At 75.2% G+C, this 24,539-nt stretch carries 16 protein-coding genes and 2 pseudogenes; 4 read left to right on the top strand and 14 right to left on the bottom strand.

The annotated features are described in order from the left end of the window. Positions 1 to 58 precede the first annotated feature (58 nt). Positions 59 to 490, top strand: a complete 432-nt coding sequence (locus ACIP67_RS27340; protein ID WP_401695489.1) for a subtilase-type protease inhibitor — start codon at positions 59 to 61, stop codon at positions 488 to 490. A gap of 218 nt (positions 491 to 708) precedes the next feature. Here the strand turns inward: ACIP67_RS27340 and ACIP67_RS27335 are convergent, their stop codons facing one another. From ACIP67_RS27335 to ACIP67_RS27325, 3 genes are all read right to left on the bottom strand, one after another. Continuing rightward, on the bottom strand, positions 709 to 867 hold the full coding sequence (locus tag ACIP67_RS27335) for a CDGSH iron-sulfur domain-containing protein (RefSeq protein ID WP_401695488.1): 159 nt from the start codon (positions 865 to 867) through the stop codon (positions 709 to 711). Positions 868 to 1,450: 583 nt separating this feature from the next. After that, positions 1,451 to 2,104, bottom strand: coding sequence for a HemK2/MTQ2 family protein methyltransferase (locus tag ACIP67_RS27330; protein WP_401695486.1), 654 nt, complete (start codon positions 2,102 to 2,104; stop codon positions 1,451 to 1,453). 21 nt (positions 2,105 to 2,125) lie between these two features. Beyond that, positions 2,126 to 3,133, bottom strand: coding sequence for an iron-containing redox enzyme family protein (locus ACIP67_RS27325; protein WP_401695485.1), 1,008 nt, complete (start codon positions 3,131 to 3,133; stop codon positions 2,126 to 2,128). Between the two features lie 54 nt (positions 3,134 to 3,187). On the opposite strand from ACIP67_RS27325, the pseudogene ACIP67_RS27320 reads away from it, so the two are divergent. Further along, a pseudogene (locus ACIP67_RS27320) lies at positions 3,188 to 3,385 on the top strand (flavodoxin family protein); the annotation flags it as partial. 232 nt (positions 3,386 to 3,617) lie between these two features. Here ACIP67_RS27320 and ACIP67_RS27315 read toward each other — a convergent pair. From ACIP67_RS27315 to ACIP67_RS27290, 6 genes are all read right to left on the bottom strand, one after another. After that, positions 3,618 to 3,800 (bottom strand): hypothetical protein, encoded by a 183-nt coding sequence (locus tag ACIP67_RS27315; RefSeq protein WP_401695484.1) that lies wholly within the window; start codon positions 3,798 to 3,800, stop codon positions 3,618 to 3,620. A gap of 45 nt (positions 3,801 to 3,845) precedes the next feature. Next, a complete protein-coding gene (locus ACIP67_RS27310; protein WP_401695482.1) occupies positions 3,846 to 4,850 on the bottom strand; it encodes a Ppx/GppA family phosphatase in 1,005 nt (334 codons plus the stop codon). Between the two features lie 162 nt (positions 4,851 to 5,012). Then, positions 5,013 to 7,829, bottom strand: coding sequence for an NHLP bacteriocin export ABC transporter permease/ATPase subunit (locus ACIP67_RS27305; protein ID WP_401695480.1), 2,817 nt, complete (start codon positions 7,827 to 7,829; stop codon positions 5,013 to 5,015). 1 nt (position 7,830) lies between these two features. Continuing rightward, positions 7,831 to 10,059 (bottom strand): NHLP family bacteriocin export ABC transporter peptidase/permease/ATPase subunit, encoded by a 2,229-nt coding sequence (locus tag ACIP67_RS27300; RefSeq protein WP_401695479.1) that lies wholly within the window; start codon positions 10,057 to 10,059, stop codon positions 7,831 to 7,833. Next, positions 10,056 to 10,862, bottom strand: a complete 807-nt coding sequence (locus tag ACIP67_RS27295; protein WP_401695478.1) for an HlyD family efflux transporter periplasmic adaptor subunit — start codon at positions 10,860 to 10,862, stop codon at positions 10,056 to 10,058. Before ACIP67_RS27295 ends, ACIP67_RS27300 begins: the two co-directional genes overlap by 4 nt. Before the next feature lie 75 nt (positions 10,863 to 10,937). Then, positions 10,938 to 11,153 carry a type A2 lantipeptide gene (locus tag ACIP67_RS27290; RefSeq protein ID WP_401695477.1) on the bottom strand — a complete coding sequence of 72 codons (216 nt, stop codon included), beginning with the start codon at positions 11,151 to 11,153 and terminating at the stop codon, positions 10,938 to 10,940. A 1,080-nt stretch (positions 11,154 to 12,233) separates the two neighbouring features. Here ACIP67_RS27290 and ACIP67_RS27285 point away from each other — a divergent pair. Then, a complete protein-coding gene (locus tag ACIP67_RS27285) occupies positions 12,234 to 13,622 on the top strand; it encodes a S1 family peptidase (protein WP_401695476.1) in 1,389 nt (462 codons plus the stop codon). A gap of 585 nt (positions 13,623 to 14,207) precedes the next feature. On the opposite strand, the gene ACIP67_RS27280 is transcribed toward ACIP67_RS27285, so the two are convergent. Beyond that, positions 14,208 to 16,361 (bottom strand): PP2C family protein-serine/threonine phosphatase, encoded by a 2,154-nt coding sequence (locus ACIP67_RS27280; RefSeq protein ID WP_401695475.1) that lies wholly within the window; start codon positions 16,359 to 16,361, stop codon positions 14,208 to 14,210. A 220-nt stretch (positions 16,362 to 16,581) separates the two neighbouring features. On the opposite strand from ACIP67_RS27280, the pseudogene ACIP67_RS27275 reads away from it, so the two are divergent. Next, positions 16,582 to 17,163: pseudogene (locus tag ACIP67_RS27275) on the top strand (LuxR C-terminal-related transcriptional regulator); the annotation flags it as partial. On the opposite strand, the gene ACIP67_RS27270 reads toward ACIP67_RS27275, so the two are convergent. The 4 genes from ACIP67_RS27270 to lanKC form a co-directional block, all read right to left on the bottom strand. Then, entirely contained in the window at positions 17,086 to 18,945 is a 1,860-nt protein-coding gene (locus ACIP67_RS27270) for an ATP-binding cassette domain-containing protein (RefSeq protein ID WP_401695474.1), read from the bottom strand. The pseudogene ACIP67_RS27275 and the gene ACIP67_RS27270 sit on opposite strands and share 78 nt — an antisense overlap. A gap of 488 nt (positions 18,946 to 19,433) precedes the next feature. Beyond that, positions 19,434 to 21,275 carry an ATP-binding cassette domain-containing protein gene (locus ACIP67_RS27265; RefSeq protein ID WP_401695473.1) on the bottom strand — a complete coding sequence of 614 codons (1,842 nt, stop codon included), beginning with the start codon at positions 21,273 to 21,275 and terminating at the stop codon, positions 19,434 to 19,436. Between the two features lie 10 nt (positions 21,276 to 21,285). Next, on the bottom strand, positions 21,286 to 21,402 hold the full coding sequence (locus ACIP67_RS27260; protein ID WP_401695472.1) for a SapB/AmfS family lanthipeptide: 117 nt from the start codon (positions 21,400 to 21,402) through the stop codon (positions 21,286 to 21,288). A gap of 84 nt (positions 21,403 to 21,486) precedes the next feature. Continuing rightward, positions 21,487 to 24,225: a class III lanthionine synthetase LanKC gene (gene lanKC, locus ACIP67_RS27255; RefSeq protein WP_401695470.1), complete on the bottom strand. Its 2,739-nt coding sequence runs from the start codon at positions 24,223 to 24,225 to the stop codon at positions 21,487 to 21,489. Positions 24,226 to 24,539: the final 314 nt, after the last annotated feature.

Here is a 24,539-nt window from a genome sequence, read left to right as displayed (position 1 = left end):
CGCCCGGCTCCGATCGCGCCGGAGCGGCCACCCCGAATCGAGCGGAAGGATGCACACAATGCGGAACACCGCGCGCTGGGCGGCGACCCTCGGCCTCACGGCCGCCACCGTCTGCGGACCCCTGGCCGGGTCCGCGCTCGCCGCCCCGGCCGCCCCGGCCTCGCTCTACGCCCCGTCGGCCCTGGTGCTGACGCTGGCGCACGGAGAGAGGGCCGCCGCCGTCAGCCCGGCCCGTGCCGTCACCCTCACCTGCGCGCCGACACCCTCCGGCAGCCATCCGGCGCCGGCCCCGGCCTGCGCCGAACTGCACGCCACCGACGGGGACCTGGAGGCCCTGACGGTCCCGGGCGACGCGATGTGCACCAAGCGTTACGACCCCGTGGTCGTCACCGTCGACGGGGTCTGGAACGGCAAGCGCGTCTCCTACGAGCGCCTGTTCGCCAACGAGTGCGTGAAGAACTCCTCCGGGAGCGCTCTCTTCGCGTTCTGAAGACCGGGATCGCGTGGCCCCGTGGACGCCGCGACAGGCCCGTGACGTGGGGAGCGCGGGCCACTGACACGGGACCACCGTGATCTCGCACCAGGGGCCGGCCGGGCGGAGTGGGGCCACCCGCCGGCCCCTGGAACCGCCCCGCGCCCGCGCATCACCGCGGGCGCGGGGCTGGTACGGCCGCGGCTGGCGGGGCGTGCGCCGCCCGGGGTGCGGCGTCAGGCCCGGTCCCGATGGCTGGTGTCGCACCATGGATACCGGCGGCTGCGCCGGCAGGTGCACAGCGCCACCCGGAACCGGTCGGAGGCGACCGTGGAGCCGTCCTCCAGCTCCACCTCCACCGGCCCCTCCACGAGCAGGGGCCCCCGGCGTCGCATGGTGATCCGGCGGGGCGGGGCGGCGGAGGAGCGCTGCTCGCCGGCAGGCGGCGGCTCGTCCGCCGGGACGGGCCCGTCGGCAGGCGGCGGCTCGTCCGCCGGGACGGGCCCGTCGGCGGGGGGCGGCTCCTCGGTCGGGTCGGGCCCGTCGGCGGGGGGCGGCTTCTCGGCCGGGAGCGGTGTGGCGCTCGCCGGGAGCGGCTCGCCGGGCGGGGACGACTCATCCGCCGGGGGCGGCCCGGCCGGTGGGTGGCGCTCGGTGGGCGGGCCCTGCCGGGCCGGTCCGTGCGGGGCCGCCGGTGGGTGCTGCCCACCGGCCGGTGCGTGCGGTGCCGTGCGCGGGCGCGGCCCGGCCTCTGTGTGCGGTGTGGTGAGTGGGCCCGGCTCGGCCGGTGCGTGCGGTGGCGTGCGCGGGCGCGGCCCGGCCTCTGTGTGCGGTGTGGTGAGTGGGCCCGGCTCGGCCGGTGCGTGCGGTGCGGTGAGTGGGCGCGGCCCGGCCTCTGCGTGCGGTGCGGTGAGTGGGGGCTGTCCGGTCGTCGGGTGTGGCTCGGCGGGGGAGCCGGGCGCGGTCGTCGGGCCCGGCTCAGCGGGGGAGTTCTGCACGGACCACCACCAGTTCCTCGTCGTTCTCGCCGGCGGACAGCAGTCCCCGCTCGCGCAGCCAGTCCGCGCGTGAGCGCAGGACCGGCCCGAAGGGGATGCGGCGACGCCGGGTCACCGCGGCCTTGAGGCCCGTCGCGCGCAGGTGGGCGAGGGTGCGGTCGGGGTCGCTCAGTGCGGAGTGCACCATCAGCAGCACCCCGCCGGGCCGCAGCAGCGCGGGCGCCTCCCGGCAGATCCGGTCCACCACCAGCCGGCCGTCCCCGCCCGCGTCCCAGGCTCGTGCCGAGCCCCGCGGCGCACGGCCGCCGGACGGCGCCGGCACGTACGGCGGGTTCGTCAGGATCAGGTCGAAGGACAGGTCGCGGACGGGCTCGAAGAGGCTGCCGTGCCGCACGCGCACCGGCAGCCGGGCCCGCCACGCGTTGCAGCGGGTCGCGCACACCGCCCGCCACGACACGTCGACGGCGGTCACGCGGCCCCCGCGCCGGGCCGCCTCCAGCGCGAGCGCACCGGATCCGGTCCCCACGTCGAGGACGTCCGCACCCGACACGAGCGGTTCTTCGGACAGCGCCCCGGCCAGCAGGTCGGTGTCCTCCTGAGGGGCGTACACGCCCGGAAGTACCAGCGGATTCACGACGACCAAGTACCCTGACAATCAGGAAATATGGGCCATTTCGGCGTTGAGGGGGGTGCGGAGAGAGGAGCGTCCCGAGCGCCAGGCCGCGAGCAGACGTGCGGCGAGGCGGTCCTCCAGCAGGCCGGTGACGTCGATGCCGAAGGCGACGTCGGGGGCCAGCTGCGGCTCCTCGTCCAGCAGGCCCGCGATCACCTCGTGCCGGACGACCTGTTCGTGCACCGCGTCGGCCTCGACGTGCTCGTCGTAGAAGTACGCCGCGGCGGGACCGGCGCCGGTGCGGCGCATCGCCTCGGCGAGCCGCCGGGAGCCGGGGGAGGAGGTGATCTCGACCGCCGCGAAGTGCCCCACGAGAGCGCCCCGCAGGGAGCGGTGCAGGCCGAGCAGGGACATGAGGTTGACCGTGGCCAGCGTCTCGGTGCACGCGGCGTCGAGATAGCGGCCGTAGGCGGTGTCCAGGCCCAGGTCCGTCATCAGGTTCGCGAAGAGGCGGGCGTGGACGCGGTCGGGGCGGCCGCCGCCGTACTCGTCGAACTCCACCGCCGCCATGGCGGCCTTCGCCCGGCCCCACAGCCGGGGCAGCACCCACGCGTGCGGGTCGGCCTCCTTGAGGTGGTAGAGGGAGCGCTGCGCCGCGTATTCACGCACCTGCCACAACTCACCCTCGTCCCGCAGGAAGTGCGACACGCCGCTGCCCTCCACGGGCTCGACGAGGAGCTCCGCGAGCGCGTCGTCGACGCTGTCGTGCACCGGGGTGTCGGCGCGCAGGGCGGCCAGGAAGCGCCGCTCCAGCGCCGCCCGCACGCCGAGCAGCGCCGGGTCCCACTCCAGGTCGGCGCCCACCCCGGCGAACCCGCGGTAGTGCAGCTCGTAGCAGAGGTACAGGGCCAGCTGGAGGTCGTCGCCGTACGGGTGCGCGTCCGCGGCCGCCTCGGCGGGCGGCAGCAGACCGGTGCCCAGCAGGTGGGCCCGGACGGCCCCGGAGAGCGGGCCCCGGGCGGCCGGCAGTCGTGGTCCTTCGTATGCCATGCGCGCCGTGTACCCCGAGGTGAGCGGGCCATCCCCGGCCGTACCACCGCTCGCGCCCTCGCCGACATCGGCTACACCATCCCCGGCCAGGCCTGGACGTACTGGCACCTGGGCCCCGGAGCCGGCCCGGACTACCTCGACGAGGAACGCGGCCGGGACTGGTCCCACCGCACCGGCCGCGCCATGGCCGCCAATCTGCTGGGCGTGGCACGCGCCCTGTCCGAACGGCCGCTGGGCGCGCCGCCCGGGTGAGGCGCCTCGCGGCCCTGCGGCCCTGCGGCCCTGCGGCCTCGCGGCCTCGCGGCCGTTGTACGGTCAAAATCCGGCCTCCGCATGGTCGCAATCTGACCTCGTACGGTCGAACGTCAGCCCCCTACAGCCCCCTGCTACAGCCCCCTGCGCCCCCCTACGGTCGGGACCCGGTCGGGACCGGCCCCGGGGCATCTGTCCAGCCCCGGGGCCGGTCCCCGTAGTCACCCCAGGATCACTCCCCCTGGGACTCCTCCTCCGCGCGTGTGTTGGGCGTGATGGCCTCGCCGGCCTCGCCGCGCGGGCGGTGCTCGGCCCGGGGGTCGTCGGCGCGGAGTTCGGCCTCCTCGATCTCCCGCATCACCTCTTGGAGTGCGGTCGCGGGACGGTCGTGGTGGCGCTCGGAGTCGTCGGACATGGTGGCTCCCTTCCTCACAGGTTTCGGTACCGGTGGTACGCCGGATCAGTGGGCGGCGGCGACGAGCAGGGGCACCGGATCCGGTGGAGCGGCCTCCTCGCCGAGCCGGGCGACCTCCGCCCACCAGGACGCGCCGTCCTCGATGTGGCGCAGCATCACGCCCTCGCGGATCGCCCAGGGGCAGACGGTGACCGTCCGCAGGCCGATCAGCTTCATCGCCGTGTGCCCGACCAGCGCGCCCGCCAGGCTCTGCGCGGCCCGCGGCGCGGAGATGCCGGGCAGCCGGGCCCGCTCCGCCGCGGGCAGCGCGGCGAGCTGTTCGACCGCCCGGCCCAGGTCGCGGCTGTCCAGCGTGCGGGCGACGAACGGGCCGTGGCGTCCGGGCGGGGCCCCGCACAGCCGCCCCAGCTGCTGGAACGTGCGCGAGGTGACCACCGCGGTGCGTGGCCCCTCCCAGCGGATCCGGGCGGCCACGTCCCGCAGCTGGTGGCGCACCCTGCGGCGCAGCGCACGCACCTGCTCGGGGGCCGGCGGGTCCTGGTCCCCGAAGAACTCGTGGGTCAGCCGGGCGGCCCCGAGCGGCAGCGAGGCCACGAAGTCAGGCAGCCGGCCGCGGCCGAACGCCACCTCGAACGAGCCGCCCCCGATGTCCATGAGCGCGAGCGGCCCCGAACGCCAGCCCATCCAGCGCCGGGCGCCGAGGAAGCTCAGCTCGGCCTCCACCTCGCCCGGCAGGGTGCACAGCGGCACACCGGTGCCCGCGCGGACGGTGCGCAGCACCTGCCGCCGGTTCGGCGCGTTGCGCACCATGGCGGTCGCGAACGCCAGCGGGCTGCTCGCCCCCCACCGGACCGCGGTGCGGCTCGCGGCGGCGACCGCCCCCACGAGCTGGTCGACGGCCTCCTCGGGAATGGGCTCGCCCGGCTTGACCTGCTCGGACAGCCGCAGCCGCCACTTGGCCGTGTGCACCGGCAACGGCACGCCGTCCTCGGCGTCGGCGACGACCAGCCGCACAGTGTTGGATCCCACGTCCAGCACGCTGATTCTCATGGACGGGCGAGTACCCAGGGGCGCGCCCTCATTCCCGCGCGCGCGGGGGGCGCACGCCGCGCCGGGGGGCGCACGCCGCCCTGCGGGAGCCGTTCCGCGAACGGTCCCGGGGCGGGCGGACGCGCGCGGCCCGGCGGGTGCGCGGCGGCCGTCGGCGCCGGCTCAGGTCAGCTGCCGCCGCACCAGCTCGTGCAGCCGCCCGCCCGCGTCGGCGAGCAGCTGCGCGGGCGGGCCCTGCTCGGCGACCTTGCCGTTCTCCATGACGACGACCCGGTCGGCGTCCATGACCGTCGACAGCCGGTGGGCGATCACGATCCGGGTGGCGTGCAGCTTACGGGTGCTCTCGATGACCGTGCGCTGGGTGTCGTTGTCCAGGGCGCTGGTCGCCTCGTCGAAGAAGAGGATGCGCGGCCGGCGGATCAGCGCCTGGGCGATCATCAGCCGCTGGCGCTGGCCGCCCGAGACCGATCCGCTGCCCGCGACGATCGTGTGCAGGCCCATCGGCATCCGCTTGATGTCCTCCGCGAGCCCCGCCATCTCGGCCGCCGCCATCGCCTCCTCCGGCGTGTACGCCCCCGTGCCGCAGATGACGTCCAGGATCGAACCGGTGAACGGCTGCGCGTGCTGGAGGACGACCCCGCACTGGCGGCGCACGGCCGACTGGTCGAGGGCCGCCAGGTCCTGCCCGTCGTACAGCACGCTCCCCGAGACCGGCCGGTCGAAGCCGATAAGGAGCCGCAGCAGGGTGGACTTGCCGCAGCCGCTCGGCCCGACGATCGCCACGAACTCGCCCGGGCGCACCTCGAAGGACACGTCGTCCAGGACCAGCGGGCCGTCGTCGGAGTAGCGGAACGACAGCCGCCGGGCCTCGACCGCGCCGGACAGCGGGCCCGGCCGGGTGCTCGCCGCACGCACCTCGGGCGTCGCCTCCAGCACGGGACGGATCTCCTCGAACAGCGGCAGCGCGGCCACCGCCGACACGAACGCGCCGGTCAGCGAGGTGACCGAGGTGAGCAGCATCGTCACCGAGGTGTTGAAGGTGAGGAACTCCGCCGCCGACAGCGCCCCGCGCGCCGGGCCGGCCAGCAGCATGAACATCAGCAGCGAGCACAGCGGCAGGTAGACCGAGCCCAGCACACTGTTGAGGTTCTTGATCCGGCCGAGCCGCTGCTGGAGCTCACGGCTGCGGGCGAACCGCTCGGCCCAGGCCGCGTAGGCGTAGTTCTCGGCGGCCGCCACCCGCAGCTTCGGCAGGCCCCGCAGGGTCTGGAACGCCTGGTTGTTCAGCTTGTTGGAGAGCGTCACCAGCCGCCGCTGCCAGCGCACCTGCCACAGCCCCAGTCCCAGGAACACCGTGGCGACCACCACCAGCATCCCGATCGCCGCCAGCGCCATCGGCACGCTGTACCACAGCAGCAGCCCCAGGTTCACGGCCCCGACGGTCACCGACTGCGCCACCGACGGACCGAGGCCCGCCAGCAGACGGCGGATCGCGCTGATGCCCATGGCCGCGCCGGCCAGTTCACCGGTGGAGCGCTCGGTGAAGAACTTCGTCGGCAGCCTGAGCAGCCGGTCCCACACGGCCGGCTGCAACGTCGCCTCGATGCGCCCTTCGAGGCGCAGGATGGTCAGGTTCTGCAACAGCAGGAACGCCGCCGTCACCACGGCGCTGACCATGACGGCCAGACAGACCTGCACGATCGGGCCCTCCTGGGCCTTCGGCACGTACTCGCCGAGCACCTTGCCGGTGGCGATCGGCACCAGCGCCCCGATCGCCACCGTGACGATCCCGCTGAGCAGCAGTTTCGCCAGGTCGCCGCCGGTGCCGCGGATGCTGAACCGCAGCAGCCCGAGCGGCCCGAGGCTCCGCTCGGGCAGCGGCCGGTAGAACATGACCGCCCGCGGCTCGAACTCCTCCGCGTTGGCCTTCTCGACGGGCGTCTCCCGCCCGGTCGCGGGATGGACGGCGACATAGCCGCCGCGCCGCCACAGCAGCGCGACCGGCGCCCCCGACAACGCCCGGTGACCCACCAGCGGGCCGACGTCGTCCCGCCACCAGCGGCCGTCCAGGCGGACGGCGCGGGTGCGCACCCGGGAGGCGAGGGCGACCTGCTCGACCGGGTCCAGCCGGTCGTGGCCGGCGCCGGACCGCGTGGGCTCCACCAGGGCGATCCCGGCGGCCCGGGCGACCAGACGGCACGCGGCGTAGGTGGCGTCCACGTCCGCGGCCGTCGCGCGCGGACCCCCCTTGCGGCCGATCGACGCCAGCAGGGTCCGGTCGGCCTGGGCGCGGACCGCCTCGCCGGCCTTGATCCCGGCGGCCGTCCGGGTCTCGTGGGTGCGCTCCAGCTGCTCGATCCAGCGGTCCAGCGTGGTCAGCAGGCGGTACTGCTGGTCGACCATGGACTGCCACACCGCCGGGTCCATCAACAGGTCGGCGGCGGCCTCGGCGCCGTACAGCGAGCCGTACTGGACGCTGCCGGGCGGCACCTGCATCCAGAACACGTCGTCGTCGGTCGTCTGCGCGGCCTGCTCGCCGGCGGCCGGCGCCTGGAAGAGGACCGACAGCCCGCGGCCGACGCCCAGCGCGAGCGCGTACTCCAGCGGGCTGGTGGCCGGCGGTACGTACTGCGGGGTGCCGTACTCGTCGTACGACCAGGTCTGGGTGTGCGCCGGCTGGTACAGCTCGCGCAGCCCGATGCGGTGCACCACGCAGTCCCGGACCGGGCGCGCCACCAGCGTGTGCTGCGCTCCCGTCACCGGGCCGAGCAGCAGCGCGCCCGCCTCCAGCCGGCCGAGGTGGTGCCAGTGGCCCTGCTGCCCGGCGTCCACCGCGAACAGGTCCAGCGCCCCGGCCGCGACCAGCCACAGCACCTGCGGACCCTCCAGCTCCAGGCGGCCGGAGCCGGCCAGGTCCAGCCGCGTGCCCAGCTGCCCCAGCGCGGCGAGCACTATGTCGCCTTCGTCGATGGACGTCATCTCACCGCTCCCTGACCAGCGCCGCGTACGCGCCGCCCCGTGCGACGAGTTCCTGGTGCCGTCCGCGCTCCACGACCGTGCCGTGCTGGAGGACGACGATCTCGTCGCTGTCGCGCACCGTGCTGAGCCGGTGGGCGATCACCACGCAGGCGCAGCCGCGCCGGCGCAGGTTGTCCATGACCACCAGCTCGGTCTCCGCGTCGAGCGCGCTGGTGACCTCGTCGAGGACGAGGATGCTGGGCCGGCGCACCAGCGCCCGCGCGATCTCCAGGCGCTGGCGCTGCCCGCCGGAGAAGTTGCGGCCGTCCTGCTCGACCCTGCTGTGGATGCCGCCCGGCCGGCGCATGACGACGTCGTAGAGGGCCGCGTCCCGCAGCGCGTCGACGACGGCGTCGTCCGGGACGGACGGGTCCCACAGCGCCACGTTGTCGCGGACGCTGCCCTCGAAGAGGAACACCTCCTGGTCGACGAAGGAGACGGAGGCCGCGAGGGCCCCGCGGGGAATGTCCTCCAGCCGCTGTCCGTCGATGCGGATCACCCCCTCCCACGGCGTGTACAGCCCGGAGATCAGCCGGGACACCGTCGACTTGCCGCTGCCCGAGCCGCCGACCAGCGCCACCTGCCGTCCGGGCCCGACGCTCAGGTCGAAGCCGGTCAGCAGGGGCTTGTCGAGGGGGCTGTAGCCGAAGGTGACGTCCTGGAGCTCGATGTGGCCGTGCAGCCGGCGCGTGGAGTCGGCGCCGGTCCGGCGCTCGTACAGCGGGTCGGTGCGGAAGTTCTCCACGTCCTTCAGCCGGGCCACGTCCGCCGCGAAGTCCTGGATGCGGCCCGCGACGCCGTTGAGGCGGGTCAGCGGAGCGGTGAACCGGGTGACGAGGGCCTGGAAGGCGACCAGCAGGCCCACCGAGATGTGCCCCTCGATCGCCCGGACCCCGCCGATCCACAGGATCAGCGCGCTGTTCAGCGTGGCGAGCGTCGGCGCGACCACGCCCAGCCAGGCGCTCGGCACCCCGAGCCGCTGCTGCTCCTCCAGCGTGGTCGCGTGCTGCCCGGCCCACTTGCGGAAGTAGCCGTCCTCACCGCCGGTCGCCTTCATCGTCTCGATCAGCTGGAGCCCGGTGTACGCCGTGTTGGTCAGCCGCGCGTTGTCCGCGCGCAGCTTGGCGGTACGGGTCGCGCGCAGCCGGATGACGATGCGCATGGCGGCGATGTTGAGCAGGGCCACGCCGATGCCGACGAACGTCAGGTCCGGGTCGTAGGTGTAGAGGAGCACGGCGTACAGCACGACGACCACCGCGTCCACGCCCGCCGACGCCAGGTCGCGGGCCAGGGTCTCGGCGACGGCGTCGTTCGACTGGAGGCGCTGCACCAGGTCGGCCGGGCTGCGCTGGGAGAAGAAGGTCACCGGCAGCCGCAGCAGGTGGCGCAGGAAGCGGGCGCTGGACAGCGTCGAGGAGATGATCCGGCCGTGGTGGAGGTTGGCCTGCTGGAGCCAGGTCAGGGCGACCGTGAACAGCACGCACGCGCCCATGGACGTGAACAGCACGTCCAGCAGCGAGGTCTGGCCGCCGATCAGGAACATGTCGATGTAGGTGCGGCTCAGCGCCGGGACGGCCGCGCCCACCAGGACGAGCAGCAGACTCGCCAGGACGGCGGCCGGCAGGGTGCCCGCGGTGCCGCGCAGCCGGGCCGGCATCGCGCCCAGCACACCCGGCCGGCGTCCGCCCCGCTCGAAGCCCTCGTCCGGCTCCAGCACCAGCACCACGCCGGTGAAGCTGCCGTCGAAGTCCTCCACGGACACGAACCGGCGGCCCTTGCCGGGGTCGTTGACGAAGACGCCCCGGCGGCCGAAGCGGCGGCCCATGCCGTCGTAGACGACGTAGTGGTTGAACTCCCAGAAGAGGATGGCGGGTGCCCGCACCCCGGCGAGGGCGGCCAGGTCCATCTGCATGCCCTTGGCCGTCAGACCGTAACTGCGGGCCGCCTTCAGCAGGTTGCTCGCGCGCGAGCCGTCCCGGGAGACGCCGCAGGCGATCCGCAGTTCCTCCAGGGGGACGTGCCGGCCGTAGTGGGCGAGGACCATGGAGAGGGAGGCGGCCCCGCACTCCACGGCCTCCATCTGGAGCACCGTGGGCGTGCGGACGGTCTTCGCCCGCCCCTTGGGGACGGTACGCCGCGGCGGCGCGGCCCGGCGCCTGCCACGGGGCGGGGTGTCCTGGGCGGTGGTCACGGGAGCAGCCAATCGACGGGACGCTGATCGGCCAGCCGGATCGAACCCGTGGCCATGGTCATGGAGGTGAGGGCGTACGGCGGCCCGTCCGCCGAGGACCAGCGGTAACCGCTCTTGGTCGACGCGGAGGTGTCGAGGCGGACCAGGACGGCCACCGGGCGGCCGTCCTCGGTGAACTGCTCGCCGAGCTGGCTGTCGCCCAGGAACGCGGCGATCTGCTGCGCCGACTGGGCGGCGCGGTCCACCGACTCCACATGGCCGCGCAACACGCCGTACTGCTGTGACGGCACGGTCTGCACCGTCAGGTCGACGGCCGCGTCCTCGGGGATCGAGGCGGCGTTCTGCGCGGGGACGTACACCGTCGCGTACAGCGGGTCGTCGGCGTGGGCGACCTTCTCCACGGCGGCGACGTTCGTGCCGGTGGAGATGATCTGCCCGATGCTGGCGGCGAGCGCGGTGATCCGGCCCGCGGCGACCGTGCGCACCACGGTGTCGCCCTCGGCGGTCCGGACCTTCAGCACGGGGGAGCCGGCGGCCAGCCGCTCGCCCTCCTCGGCGAGGACCGCGGTGACCTGGCCGGCCGCGGGGCTCTGCAGAATGTAGCTGCCCTCGCCGTGGGTGAGGACGGCCGGTGCGCTCACCGTGGACGCCACCGAGCCGGTCACGGCCCACACGGACGCCGCCGCGAGGGCGGCCACGGTCACGGACAGCACCAGCCAGCCCTGGGGGCGGGCGAAACGCACCGGCAGGTCGAGTTCCTCCGGCGACTGGAGCTTGGCGAGGGCCTGTTGGCGGAACTGCAAGGGACTTCCCTCAACGTCCGAGAGTCCCGGAGCCGGGGGACGGCTCCGGGACTCAAGGGGATCACGAAGGTGCGATCAGAGACCGGCGACCAGGTTGGTGACCGGGGCGGTGTTCAGGCCGGTGACACCCTCGACGGTGCCGACGACCCCGTCGACCAGACCGGTGACCGGGGCGACGCCGTCCACCAGGCCGGTGACGGTGCCCAGGGCGTTCACGGACAGGCCGCCGGAGACGTTGTCGAGGTCCGCGTCCGAGATCTCGACGGTCTCAACCTGGGGGGTGGAGTTCATGGTGGAACTTCCCTTCATATGGATATCTCACAAGGGGGGAGCGGCCCCCTCTGGGGACAGATGACGGCCGCGGCCCGCGGGTGCCGGGTTGCCGGGCGCCGTCTCCGGCGGCCCTTCGCGGCCCTGCGGTGCGATGGATCAAAGCAGGTACGACGCCGACACATCCAGTCACTCACCTGTCCCACCAGGCATCTTGCGTCACAGCCGAGGGAAACCGTGCAGGCTCCGGCACGGCTTGTCGGCGACTTCTTCACACCACGGGCGGGGTTCGCCCGGACGACCGGCGGGGGCCGGCGAGGCGAATCAGACACTCCCGCCCCAATGACGTGCGCGGCCCCGCGCAGTTGTGCAGAACCCCCGCTCCGCGTGGCCCACTCGGGCAGTCGATGTGCAGATTTGCTGAAGCGAGGATTCCGCTACGGAGCGCCATGGAACGCGGCCGACCGGTCACTCACCGTGCCGGCGGGGTGGCGGTGAGCAGCCCGGCGCCGGCGCGGGCCGTGTCCGCCCGCGCCGGGTGAACCACCCGGCCGCCCGACCGCCGCCGCGCCGTCCGCGCCCGCCGCCCGGCGGCCCGGTGCCGCCGGGACCGCTTCGATCAAGCCATCCGCGCCCAAGCCGCCCGCCGCGACGGCGCGGACCGCCGCACCGCCGTCACCGTCACGAACGCCCCCCGGCGGCCGGCCCGGCGATCACGGCGATGGGATCGGCAGCCCGCTGGCGGCGCCCGGCCCCGACAGCCCTCCGCCCCTGAGTCCATCCCCGTGACCAGGGAGGACGCGGCGTCGCCCGCTCGCCGCCCGGGACTTTGACGGCCCGTCCGGCGTGGGCTCCCCGGGGCGCGAAGCCGATGGAAAGGATCTTGCGGGCTTCGGCGGTCGTAGTCGTCATATGGGCGACTCTTCCCCGGACTTGGCTCCCGGAAGCCGGTCATGGCCGATTCACGGCCACCGAGCGGAAGCCGGCGCACGGAGTTGAACGCGCCACGCGCCCCCTGCGTACCAACCGGCAACCAGGCGCCGCTGTACGGAGCTGCCGACCCCCGGCAGCCAGACCCCGTCCCCCAGGAGGTCGAGTAGTTTGAGTCACAAGCGAATTCCGAAGCGCAAGGCCGCGTTCGCGGTGGGCGGCGTCGCGGCGCTCGGAGCGGCGGCGCTCCTGATCCCCTACGCCAACGCCTCCCAGGACGGCGACACCGGCGCCACCGCGGCGCCCACCACCCTGAAGGCGTCCGACGCCTCCGACCTCGCCGCGCAGTTGGCGGACCTGCTCGGCGACGCCTTCGCCGGCTCGTACTACGACTCCGACCAGCAGCAGCTCGTCGTCAACGTCGTCAACGTCTCCGGCGACGACAACAACGTGATCATCCAGGCCAAGAAGGCCGGCGCCAAGGTCCGCGAGGTGGAGAACAGCACCGCCGAACTCGAGTCGGCGGCCCAGACCCTGAAGGCCGAGGCGACCATCGCGGGCACCTCGTGGGCGGTCGACCCCCGGACGAACCGCATCCTCGTCACCGCCGACTCCACGGTCACCGGCGGCAAGTGGGACCAGCTCGAGACCACCGTCCAGAGCCTCGGCGCGGACACGGCCACCATCAAGAAGTCGGCCGGCACCTTCAAAACGTTCGCCTCCGGCGGCGACGCCATCTTCGGCGGCGGAGCCCGCTGTTCCCTCGGCTTCAACGTCACCGCGGGCGACGGCACCCCGGCCTTCCTGACGGCGGGTCACTGCGGGGTGGCGGCCGAGCAGTGGTCCGACGACGAGGCCGGCGAGCCCATCGCCACCGTCGACCAGGCGGTCTTCCCCGGTGACGGCGACTTCGCCCTGGTGAAGTACGACGACCCCGCCACGGTCGCCCCGAGCGAGGTCGACATCGGTGAGCAGACGGTGCAGATCACCGAGGCCGCCGAGGCGACGGTCGGTGCCGAGGTCTTCCGCATGGGCAGCACGACCGGGCTCGCCAACGGCCAGGTGCTCGGACTCGACGCCACCGTCAACTACCCCGAGGGCACCGTCACCGGACTGATCCAGACCGACGTCTGCGCCGAGCCCGGCGACAGCGGCGGCTCCCTCTTCACCCAGGACGGCCTCGCGATAGGCCTCACTTCGGGCGGCAGCGGTGACTGCACGGTCGGCGGCGAGACCTTCTTCCAGCCGGTGACCACCGCCCTGGAGGCGGTCGGCGCCACCCTCGGCGACGCGGCCGCCGGCGACGACGCGGGCGCGGGCGACGAAGCGGGCGCGGGTGAGGAGGCCGGTGCCGGTGACGAGGCCGGTGCGGGCGCCGGTGAGGAAGAGGCCGGTGCCGGCGAGGAAGCCGGGGCCGGTGAGGAGGCCGGAGCGGGTGATGAGGCCGGCGGCGAGGACGCCGGTCAGGAGACGGGCGAGGAAGCCGGTCAGGAGACCGGGTACGGGGCCGGCGACGAGGAGGCCGGCGCCGGGGACTCCGGGCTGACCGAGACCCACTGACCCCGGCAGCGGAGCGGGAGCCGCCGCGTCCGGCCGGCGGCCGCCCGGTCCGTACGAGTCCGGTGGCCGGGCGGGCGACGCGGAGGCCGCCCGGTGGCCGGGCGGGCGACGCGGAGGCCGGCGACCGCAGGGGCCGTAGGAGTCCGGTGGCCGGGCCGGAACCGCTGAGTCCGGCAGCCACGGCACCGGCCTCGCGGTTCGCCGCGGGCACCAGGCCGCCGGTGCTGGTCCAAGGCACCGGCCACGGCACCGGGCTCCCGGCGTGGACCCACGGCTCTGGGCTTCCGGCGTGGACCCACGGCTCTGGGCTTCCGGCGTGGACCCACGGCTCTGGGCTTCCGGCGTGGACCCACGGCTCCGGGCTCCCGGCACGGACCGCCGATCGGCCTCACCAGCGGTTCCCGGCCGATCGGTGGCATGGTCCGGCCCTCCGGCGGGAGGGCCGGACCGGCGCGTTTACGGGCGCCTGACACCCCGTCACTCACCGGGCTGCCTGTCATCCCGTGACTCACCCCCCGCCCGGCATCCCGTCACTCACCCCGCGCCCGGCCTCCCGTCGCTCTGCCGGGCGGCAGGCCCCCGCCGTCAGCAGTCCCCGCTCGCCCGCAGCAATAGCAGTGCCACGTCGTCGATCCGCTCCTCCGCCGCCGCGTAGTGCCCCACGAGCCCGTCGGCCAGCTCCTCCAGCGGCAGGTCCCCGGCCTCGCCGAGCCGTCGGCCCAGCCCGGCGACCGCGTCCTCGATGTCCACTCCCGGTGACTCGATCAGCCCGTCCGTGTAAAGGGCGAGCACACAGCCGGGGGAGAGGTCGACCTCCGTGGTCGTGTACGTCGCCCCGCCGTCGATGCCGAGCAGGGGACCGCCCGCCAGGTCGAGGACGCGCACCCGCCCGTCCGGCCGCCGCAGCAACGGCGGCGGATGCCCGGCCCTGGCCATCACCGCCCGCCCGCGCCCGGGGTCCAGCCGCAGGTAGAGGCAGCTGGCGAACAGGTCGGCGCCCAGGTCGGTCAGCAGCCGGTTGGTGCTGCTCATGACCTCCGCCGGTTCCTGACCCACCGTCGTGTACGCGCGTACGGCGGTCCGCAGCTGGCCCATCAGTCCCGCCGCCGTCACGTTGTGGCCCTGGACGTCCCCGATCACGGCCGCCGGGAGCGGCCGCGAGGGCACCAGGTCGTAGAAGTCGCCGCCGATCTCCATGCCGCGCGTGGCGGGCAGATAGCGGGCGGCCGCCTCGATACCGGGCAGCCGCGGCAGCGAGTGCGGCAGCAGCGCCGCCTGGAGCCCGTGGGCCAGCCGGTGCTTGGCGTCGTAGAGCAGTGCCCGGTCCAGAGCCTGCGCGATCAGCCCGGCCATGCTGGTCAGCACCGCGCGCTCGTGCGTGGGGAAGGTGCGCGGCTCGGCGTAGGCCAGCACACAGACCCCCACCGGCCGGCCGGAGGCGATCAGCGGCAGATAGGCCCAGGCGGCGAAACCGTCGGGGGTGGCGTACCGCGCCGGGTACAGGCGCTCCAAGTGCTGCCGCGAGTCGAAGAACGCCGGCACCCCGTGCGACACGGCGTGCGCGCTGGGCACCGGGGCGGACAGCGGCATCCCGTCGAACCGCTCCACCACCCGCGCGTCGCGGTAACCGTGGTGTCCCAGCACCTGCAGACGCCCCGCCCGCGCAGCGAGCAGGGCCAGCGCCCGGGAGCCCACGGCCGGGGCGATCTCGTCCGCCACCAGGCGCACCACGTCCTGCACGCTCACCGTCTCGGTGAGCGCCCCGGCCAGGCTCAGCGCCTGCGACATCGACACCAGCCGGGCCGGCGCGTCCCCCGGCCCGCGTCCGGCCGGGCGCGTCTGCGCCGTCCCGCGCGCCCGGCTGACCCGCACGCTGAGGCCGGTCGTCGACGGGTACAGCCGGAACGACAGCCACTCGGAGGGCGGCCGCAGCGCCACGAACGACGTGACGCCCTGGCTGAGCAGAGCCGCCCGGTACCGCTCCTCGTACGTGGGATCGTTGAGCCACGGCACGGACGCCCACAGCTGCACGCCCAGCAGGTCGCTCACCGCAACGCCCAGCAGGTCGGCAGCGGCGGCGTTGGCGAACGCCACCCGCCCGTGCAGATCCAGCGAGACCAGCCCGTACGGCAGCCGCGCCACCATCCGCGCCGCCTCCACCGAGCCCAGGGAGTCGGCGACGCCGCCGACCGGCCCCGTGTCCAGCGGACGGGTCTCGGCGCGCACCGGCCGGTTCTGCGCCGCGGCCCGCTCCAGCCGCAGCGCGAGCCGGTCGCAGGCCACCTCCAGCCGCTGCCGCTCCCGGTCGGACAGCTCCGGGGAATGGGAGCCGGGCCAGGTGACGAAGACCGCGCCGTACACCTGCGCGTCGGTCGCCACCGGCAGCGCGGCCAGCGCGAAGGGGTAGGGCAGGACGACGGCGATCCGCGGATAGCGGCGGGCCATCTCCTCCTCGCCGCCCACCCAGACCAGCCGCCGCTCGCGCACCGCCTCGGCGACCGGGATCGGCGCGCTCAGCCCGACGCGTTCCCAGGGCGCCGCGAACGACCGGGCCAGTCCCGCCATCACCGCCATCTCCAGCACCGGTTCGTCACCGCGGCAGAGGTAGACGGCGCCCGAGTGGGCCCCGACGGCGTTCAGCATCGCCGTCAGCGCCGACGACATCACAGGCCGGCCGGCAAAGGCCCCGACGGGTGTGGGTGGAGGCCCGGACCGCTGTCCGTCGGACACGGCGACCACCTCCTCGCCCGGACGCGCGGTACCAGGAACCAAATCTGCCCCCGGACGGCCCGGCACGCACGGCGAGCGGACCCCCGACCGGCGCCCACCTGTACCCCGTCCGAGGACGATCATGCCCCCCTGATCGATGCGCGCGGCGGCGTAAAGGCGCCGTACGTGCGCCCCCGCGCCTCCCCGTGGCCGGTTCTCCGCAGCCGGGAAACGGTCCCGGGACCCAACAATGGGCACGCTCACACCACCACGGAACCGGCGGAACAGCCGAGCGAAGGGACGGGCAGTGATCCGGTTACTTCTCGTGCACGACGGGTGTCTGGTGCGATCGGTCCTCGCACAGTGGCTGTCCGGGCAGCCCGACCTGCGGGTGGACGACACACCGTGGCGCAGCGCGGCCGGCCGCGTCCGGTCCGTGCGGCCCGATCTGTGCGCGGCCGACCTGGACTGCCCAAACACGTACGGCATACCGCCCCTGGGCGACCTGTGTCCCCGCGGCACCGGCCAGACGGTGCCGCGCCTGCTGGTCCTCGCCACCGCGAACCGGCCCGGCCTGCTGAAACGGGCCCTGGAAGCGGGGGCGCTCGGCTACGTCGACAAGGCGGGCGCACCGGAGGAGCTGCTGCGCGCCATCCGCGAGGTCGCACTGGGGAAACGATTCGTCAGTGAGTCGCTCGGCTTCGGTTTCCTCAGGGCCGCCGAGATGCCGCTCACCCGGCGGGAGCTGAGCGTGCTAACCCTCGCGGCCGAGGGTGCCTCCGTCGCGGAGATCGCCGGCAGCCTGCACCTGTCCCACGGGACCGTACGCAACTACATGGCGGCCATCACCCGCAAGACCGGGGCCCGCAACCGCATCGACGCCATCCGCATCTCGCAGGGCCAGGGCTGGCTGTGAGGAGGGCTCCCACCGGCCGACCAGCTCACGGTAGAGCGCGGACCGCCGCAGCACCTGCGCGTGCGTCCCGTACGCCGAGCGCGGCCCGTCCATGACGAGCACCCGCTCCGCGCGCCGCGCCGAGCTGATCCGGTGCGCCACGACGACGAGCGTGCCGCCCGGCCGCCCGGCGAAGGCCCGCTCCGCCCGTTCCTCCGCCTCCGGGTCCAGGTGACAGGTCGCCTCGTCCAGCAGGGTGAGCGGGGCGTGCGACAGATAGGCGCGGGTCAGCGCGATCAACTGGCGCTCGCCCGCGGACAGCGCCGCCGGGTCCACGACGCCTTGCGTCCCGCCGACCCCTTCCAGCAGCGGGGCGAGCCCCACCGCCTCGGCCGCGGCCACCATCTCGTCCCGGGGCACCGGGTCCGCCCGCAGATACGCGAGGTTCTCGGCGAGGGTCCCGCTGAACACGTACGCCTCCTGAGGTACCAGAACCCGCCATCCGGCCGCCTCCGCCGCGGGCCGGCCTCCCACCCTCACCTCGCCCCGACCCGGCTCCAGCAGCCCGGCGACCAGCCCGGCCAGCGTGGACTTGCCGCTCCCGCTCGGCCCCACGACGGCCAGATGGCCGCCGGCCGGCAGTTCGAGGCTCACGTCGTCGACGACGGGCGCGGAGGCGGGGCCGAAGGCGAAGGTGACGGAGGTGAGGGAGAGGGCGGGGGCGGCGGGCTGCGGGGGCGTGACGTCCGCGGGGGCGGCCGGCCGCGGGGAGGGGAGAGCGTGCGGGCGGTCGGCCGGCTCGCCCGGGGATCCGGCCGGCTCACCGGGTGGTGCCAGCCGTCGGAGCACCACGGTCAGCCGGGAGCCGCTCGTGCCCAGGCCGTGGATCAGGCCGCTGAGGGCCGGGAGGAGCGACTGGGTGACGTAGGCGAGGGCGCCGACCAGGGCGCCGGGGGTCGTGCCGTGGGCGAGGAGCCAAGGGGCGCCCGCCAGGAGCAGGACGACGGGCATGTGGCCGCCGAGCGCCAGGCACACGACACGGGTGACGCCCCAGCGGGCCAGCGAGCGGGCCGCCCGCAGCTCGGCGTCGGCCGCCTCGGCGAGGTTCGCGGCGATCCGTTCCTCCGCGCCCGCGGCCGAGACGTCCCGCAGCCCTGGACAGACGGCGCCCAGGCGCTCCGCGAGGGCCTCGTCGGCGGCCAGGAACTCCTCCTGGCGTCGCGCGAGTGGCCGGAGCGTTGCCGCGAACAGGCCGACTCCGGCGGCGAGCGGGGGCAGGACCACCAGGAGCAGCGGGGGAGCGAGGGCGAAGAGGCCGGCCAGGGCGCCCGCCGACGTGAAGAGGAACGAACGGGAGACCATCACCAGGCCCGCGAAGGTGTCCCGGGCGATCTCCACCTGCTGGGTGAGGCCGGACAGTGCCCCGCCGTGCCCTTCCCGCACCCCGCGCCCCACCACTCGCGTGACGAGCCGGTCCCGCAGCGGCTCCACCAGCTCCGCGACGGCCCGGTACACCCGCCCGGTCCCGTACGCGCCCACCAGCGCCCCGGCGCCGGCCACCGCCAGCCAGCCGAGCCCCACGGCGGCCCGCCCGCTCAGGAACCCGTCGTCCAGCGCCCGCGCCAGGGCGTACCCGAGCAGGAACGTCTGCCCGGCCTCCAGCACGGACCAGCCCGCGAGCCGCAGCAGCGCCCGGGGGCGGGCCCGCAGGAACCGCACCGCCCGGCGACGGAGCGGGCCGTCCCGGCCACCACGACCGGGGGGAACGGTCCGGCGACCGGGGGCAACGGTCCGGCGACCGGAGGCAACGGTCCGGCGACCGGAGGCAACGGTCCGGCGACCGGGGGGAACGGTCCGGCGCGGTGCGGGGTCAGCCACGGGGTGAGCCCGCGCCGCCGTGTCCGCGGGGCGTGATTCCTCCGGTGCCGTGGCCGGAGGACGAGGCGCGTGCGGCGCCGGGGCGCCCGCGCCGCGCGCACGCTGCGGTGTCGGGGTGTCGGGGTGGGGGATTTGCTGCGGTGCTGTCGCCGCGTGGCGGGGTTCCCGTGGTGTCGGGGTGCCCGCGCTGGTCGCGTGCTGCGGTGTCGGGGTGTCGGGGTGGGGGATTTGCTGCGGTGCTGTCGCCGCGTGGCGGGGCTCGCCTGGTGTCGGAGCGCCCGCGCCGCCGCTGGGCTCCCGGGGCGTCCGGTCGCCCGTCCCCCGCGCCCTCACCGGATCACCTCCGTACCGTCGGCTGTCCCGGCGGCGTCCGGTTGCGCCGGGGCCGGTCCGAACACCGCCCGGTAGGCGGGGTCCCGCCACAGCTCCGTGTGCGGCCCGACCGCCCGCACCCGTCCCCCGTCCAGCCAGGCCACCGCGTCGGCGCGGGCGGCCGTGGCCGCGCGGTGGGCGACCACCAGCCGGGTGCCGCCGTCGGCGGTGCCGAACACCGCCTCGGTGACCTGGTGCTCGGTGACCGTGTCGAGGCTGGAGAGGGCGTCGTCGAGGACCAGGAGACGGCCTCCTTGCGCGAAGGCGCGGGCCAGACCGAGGCGTTGGGCCTCGCCGCCGGAGTGCGGGGCCCGGGAGAGAGGGGTGGCGTAGCCGTCGGGCAGGCGGCGGACGAAGTCGTCCGCGCGGGCCGTGCGCGCCGCCTCCCGGACCCGGGCGGGGCAGGGGCGGGGCAGGCCGAGGCCGATGGTGTCCCCGACGGTCGTGCCGAGGAGGGCGGGGCGGTCGAAGGCGTGGGCGATCGCGGTGCGCAGGCCGGACCGGGAGAGGGCCGGCAGGGGGACGCCGTCGAGCAGGACCTCCCCGGCGTCGGGGTCGGTGAGCCGGCCGGCCAGCGCCGCCAGCAGCGACTTGCCCGAGCCGGAGCGGCCCACGACGGCCAGGGTCGTCCCGCCGGGCACGACGAGGTCGACGGAGTCGAGCACGGTGCGCCCGCCGCGCCGGGCGGTCACACCGCGCAGCTCCAGCCGGCCCGGCCCGCCCGGCGGGAGGCTCCGCTCGCCGTACCCGGGCGCCGGGTGCGCCCGTACCTCGGCCAGGCGGTCGGCCGCCGTACGGGCACGGACCAGGCCGGAGACCCGGCCGACCAGCACGCCGACGCCGGTGGCGAGGACGGCGTAGCGGGAGGCGGCGAGGACGTCGCCCGCGGAGACGCGGTGCCGGGCGAGGAGGAGGCCTGCCACCGCGACGACCCCGAGGTGCAGCAGCGGGGCCACGGCGACGGCCTGCGCCGCCGCCCGCCCCTGCACGTGCCACATGCGCCGGCCCGCCCGGCCCAGCTCGGGCAGCGGCCGCAGGACACGTGCCGTGTCCCGGTCCGCCGTACCGGCCGCGCGGATGGTGCGCGCGCCGGCGACCGCCTCGGCGAGCGCGGCCGCGATCCGGCCCTGGACGCGCTGGTAGTCCGCCACGCAGGAGGCGGTGTCGCGGGCGAGGCCGCGCAGCAGGAGGGCGAGGACGGGGGCGCCGGTGAGGAACACGGCCGCGAGCCACGGGTCGATCAGAGCCAGCGCCACCACCGCGCCGACGGGTCCGGCGAGCGAGGCCAGCAGTGCCGCGCGGGCGGTGGGCGCCGTGCCGGCCTGGGCGGCGTTGCCGACGAGGCGGGCGACGAGGTCGCCGGAGCCGAAGCGGAGGGTGAGGCGGGGCCCCACGGCCAGGACGTGGCCGGTCGTCCGGCCGCGCAGGAAGGCGGTGCTGCGGGCGTCGACGGTGCCGCCGAGCACGGTCTCGCACCCGTCGAGCAGGGTCAGCAGCAGGACGAGGCCCGCGCAGGCCAGGACCCAGCGGGTCGCCGGTCCGTGTGCGAGCAGCAGGTCGAGAGCGCGGCCCAGGGCGGTCGGCAGCAGCAGTCCGGCACCCGTCGCCGTCACGCTCACCAGGCAGAGGGCCACGCAGTGCGGCCCGCTGTGCCGGGTCGCCGCACCGAGCAGCTCACGGGTGGTCGGCGTGGTGGTCGGCCTCGCCGGCTCGGTCGGCTTCACCGGGGTGTCCTTCCTCGGGCGGACGGACCCCGGGCGGCCCTCCCTCACGGGGGAGCCGCCCGGGGCGCCGGTCATGCGGTGCCCGTCAGAGACAGAGCAGGATGCTCGCCGCGCTGACGCAGGACAGCAGGCTGACGGTGCTGGCGTCGGTGCTGCCGGTGAGCTCGTCGGATTCCATCGTCTGAAGGTCGAGCAGGGCCATGGTGGGTTTCCTTTCGTCCGTTCGATCGGATGATCGTCCCGTGGGGACGGGGTGGGGTCACGACTCCGTCGGAGCGGAGCCGCGTCAGGTGGGCCGCCGGTGCGGCGGCGGGAGGAAGGGCAGGTGGGCGCCGGTGCCCTCGTCGAGGGCGGCCGAGAGCGCGAGCAGGCAGCCGGCCGTGCCGGTGGCGAGGTCCATGGACAGCCGCATCATCTGGTGTCCGGGGAAGGCGAGCCGGCCCCGGTAGGTCATGGCGAGCCAGCCCAGCCCTTCGATCTGCCGGTCCAGCCGGTCCCGCGTCGCGCCGGGCGCGGTGGTGCGGGCGAGGTGCAGGATCATTCCGGCGCGGCCCTGGAAGAGACCGGGCTGCGCGTAGAAGCGCGAGGTGGCGGCGGTGACGATGCCGTCCCGGTCCGGCGCGAAACCGTCCGCGGCGTCCGCGTCGTGCGCGAGGTACTCGTCGAGCACCGCCCCCACGCCCACGCTGCCGTCGCCGAGGTACGGCATGGTCCGCCACCCCTCGTCGACCTCCAGCGCACCGCAGTCGCGCCGCACGCAGCGTTCCAGGTCCCGGCGCAGGGCGCCCGCCGCCGCGTCCAGCAGCGCGCGGTCCCCCGTCGCCTCGTACTGCCGCAGCAGGAACAGCGCGGGGCCGCTCGCGCCGCGCAGCAGTCCGGCCCGGCGCCGGGGCGCGGCCGGTTCGGCGAGGCGTTCCACGAGGATGGCGGCGGCGTCGGCGGCCCGCTGACGCAGCTCCGGTTCGCCGGTCCGGTCCGCGAGGTGTCCGAGGACCAGGCCGAGGCCGGCCAGCCCGCCGTGCAGGTCGGGGGAGAGGCGCTGCCAGCGCTCGCGCAGGACGCCCTCGATCAGGTCCAGGGCGCGCTGCCGGTGGCCGAGCAGCTCCAGGACGTGGGCGACGCCCGCGAGCCCGTCGTACAGGCCGAGCGGTGTGCCCGCCGGGGCGGGCGCGGTGCGCTTCAGGAGCCAGCGCTCGCCCTCCTCGTAGCGTGCGGAACCGGTCGCGGCGAGCGCGTACAGCACGCCCGCGGCGCCGTGGGCGAGCCCGAGCCCGCCGCCGTCGGAGAACTGGGCGACGTCCCCGGGGAAGAGCCGGTCGTCGCGGTCCGGGGTCGCCGACGCGAGGATCGCCTCGACCATGGAGTCCCGGCTGCGCGGCCAGTCACCGGGCTCGACCCGCGAGGCCGGCGCCGCCGACGCGGGTCCGCCGACCGCGGGCGCACCCGTGACCGGTCCGCCGGCCGCGGGTGTACCTGTGACCGGTCCGCCGGCCGCGGGTGTACCTGTGACCGGTCCGCCGGCCGCGGGTGTACCTGTGACCGGTCCGCCGGCCGCGGGCGTACCCGTGACCGGCCCGCCGCCGGCCGGTGCCCGGGTGATCTCCGCGACCGCCTCGGCCAGGAAGTCCCCCGGCACGTCGGGGAACTGACGCGCGATCACCTCGGCGAGGTGCGCCGCCTTGCCCCGGTCGACCACGAACAACGTGGTGACCGGCAGGAAGAGGGCCAGCCGCAGACAGGCCAGCGCGTACCGGTCGACCTCGGCGCCCCGGCGGTCCGGCGGGGCGAAGAAGCCGGGGTGCGCCACCACCTGGCGGCCCCGCTCGTGGGCCGGGGCCGCCGCCTCGAAGTCGATGAGGAACACCGACTCCTCGTCGGGGGCGACCATGATGTTGAAGACGTGCAGGTCGTTGAAGACGATCCCCCGTGCGTGCACCTTCTCCACCGCCCGCTCCACCGCCCGGTGGACGCGCACCGCCCACGCCGTGTACGCGGCGACGGCCGCGGGATCGGGGTCCTGTGTGAGGAGCGGGTGCCGTTCGGCGAAGAACGAGTTGAGCGGCCGCCCCTCGACGAAGTCCATGACCAGGAAGCGGTGGTCGCCGAGCGCGAACCAGTCCCGCACCTCGGGTACCACCCCGGTTCCCGCGACCGCCTCCAGCGCCTGTCTCTCGCGCTCCAGCCGGGCGATCGCGTCGGCGCCGTCCGAGGCCAGCCCCGCGTGCGGGCGCCCCTCCTTGAGCACCACCTTGCGCCCGTCGCGGGTGTCGGTGCCCGCGTAGACGCCGCCGCCGTTGGAGAAGTGCAGCGCCTTCTCGATGCGGTACGGCAGCTCGCCCACGGTCGTGGTGTTGCGGGCCGCCAGGTGCGGCTCCAGGAACGCGGGCAGCGTCACCCACTCGGGCACCTGGAAGGACGGCGCCCGCCGGTCCGGCACCAGCCGTCCCCCGCCGTCGCGCACCGCGGGCACCAGCGAGCCGCGCTCGTCCACGACGAACATCCGGGCGAACGCGCCGTAGCGGACGTAGAGCGGGCCGTCCTCCCAGCGCAGATCGGTGAGGACGTACGGCCCCTCGAAACCCTTCAGGAGCGCGCCGAGCTCGACCAGCACCGTGTGCAGCTGCTCCTCGTCGGCCGGGTACACGGTGACGAACTTGCCGCTGCCGTCACGGGCCGCGTACTTGGTGTTGCGCAGGTGCAGCAGGTGCGGGCCCGGCACGAACTTGAACGGGACGCGACGCGGCACGCAGTAGTCCCACACGGCCGCCGCGATCTCCTCCGCGTTCGCCCGGGTGGCCGACGCGTGGATCTTCCAGCCCTGGGCCGGCGCCGGGGCCGGTGTCCCGTCCGGGCCGAGCGGGGTCAGCACCAGCCAGTCGCCGATCCGCGCCGACTCCCAGCCCTCGGGCACCGCCCGGCGCGCCGTCGCGTACAGCGGCGCGGCCTCCCCGGCACCGGCGAGCCGGTCGGGCGTCTCGTAGAAGTGCGCGTCCGCCAGCGCGTACACCTCGTACCGCGTGTCCATCGCGTCCTCCCTTCGTGGCCCGGCCACGAGACTTCCAGCGGGGCGCGGGCGGCGGACAGTCCCGCCTGTCACGAGATCGCCGTGCGGAACGCATGAGTAAAGACATGTTCGGATCCTTTCGAGCCGCGTCCCGCCCGGGGGTGCCTTCGGTGGCGCGTGCCGCCTGTGGCGGGGGGCTTTGGGTGGCGCGTGCCGCCTGTGGCGGGGGGCTTTGGGGGGGGGTGCCTCTATGTCTTTCGTCAAGGCACCCTCGTCGGGTTTGGGGTAGTTCGGGCTCGTCGCGGTTATGCGGCGAGCCCGATGGTTTTCGGTTC

It is taken from the genome of Streptomyces sp. NPDC088812 (genome assembly GCF_044750285.1).
Lineage (GTDB): Bacteria > Actinomycetota > Actinomycetes > Streptomycetales > Streptomycetaceae > Streptomyces.
The sequence above is the reverse complement of the archived record's forward strand: the minus strand, read 5'-3'. Positions and strand labels throughout refer to the sequence as shown.

What these genes read in the sequence shown, in the direction of transcription:
- ACIP67_RS27265 (WP_401695473.1), bottom strand. Translation starts at nt 21,275, where the DNA reads ATGACCGGCGCCCCGGGCGGCTCCCCCGTGAGGGAGGGCCGCCCGGGG.
- lanKC (WP_401695470.1), bottom strand. Translation starts at nt 24,225, where the DNA reads ATGGACACGCGGTACGAGGTGTACGCGCTGGCGGACGCGCACTTCTAC.
- ACIP67_RS27310 (WP_401695482.1), bottom strand. Translation starts at nt 4,850, where the DNA reads ATGAGAATCAGCGTGCTGGACGTGGGATCCAACACTGTGCGGCTGGTC.
- ACIP67_RS27290 (WP_401695477.1), bottom strand. Translation starts at nt 11,153, where the DNA reads ATGAACTCCACCCCCCAGGTTGAGACCGTCGAGATCTCGGACGCGGAC.
- ACIP67_RS27340 (WP_401695489.1), top strand. Translation starts at nt 59, where the DNA reads ATGCGGAACACCGCGCGCTGGGCGGCGACCCTCGGCCTCACGGCCGCC.
- ACIP67_RS27315 (WP_401695484.1), bottom strand. Translation starts at nt 3,800, where the DNA reads ATGTCCGACGACTCCGAGCGCCACCACGACCGTCCCGCGACCGCACTC.
- ACIP67_RS27325 (WP_401695485.1), bottom strand. Translation starts at nt 3,133, where the DNA reads ATGGCATACGAAGGACCACGACTGCCGGCCGCCCGGGGCCCGCTCTCC.
- ACIP67_RS27335 (WP_401695488.1), bottom strand. Translation starts at nt 867, where the DNA reads ATGCGACGCCGGGGGCCCCTGCTCGTGGAGGGGCCGGTGGAGGTGGAG.
- ACIP67_RS27260 (WP_401695472.1), bottom strand. Translation starts at nt 21,402, where the DNA reads ATGGCCCTGCTCGACCTTCAGACGATGGAATCCGACGAGCTCACCGGC.
- ACIP67_RS27305 (WP_401695480.1), bottom strand. Translation starts at nt 7,829, where the DNA reads ATGACGTCCATCGACGAAGGCGACATAGTGCTCGCCGCGCTGGGGCAG.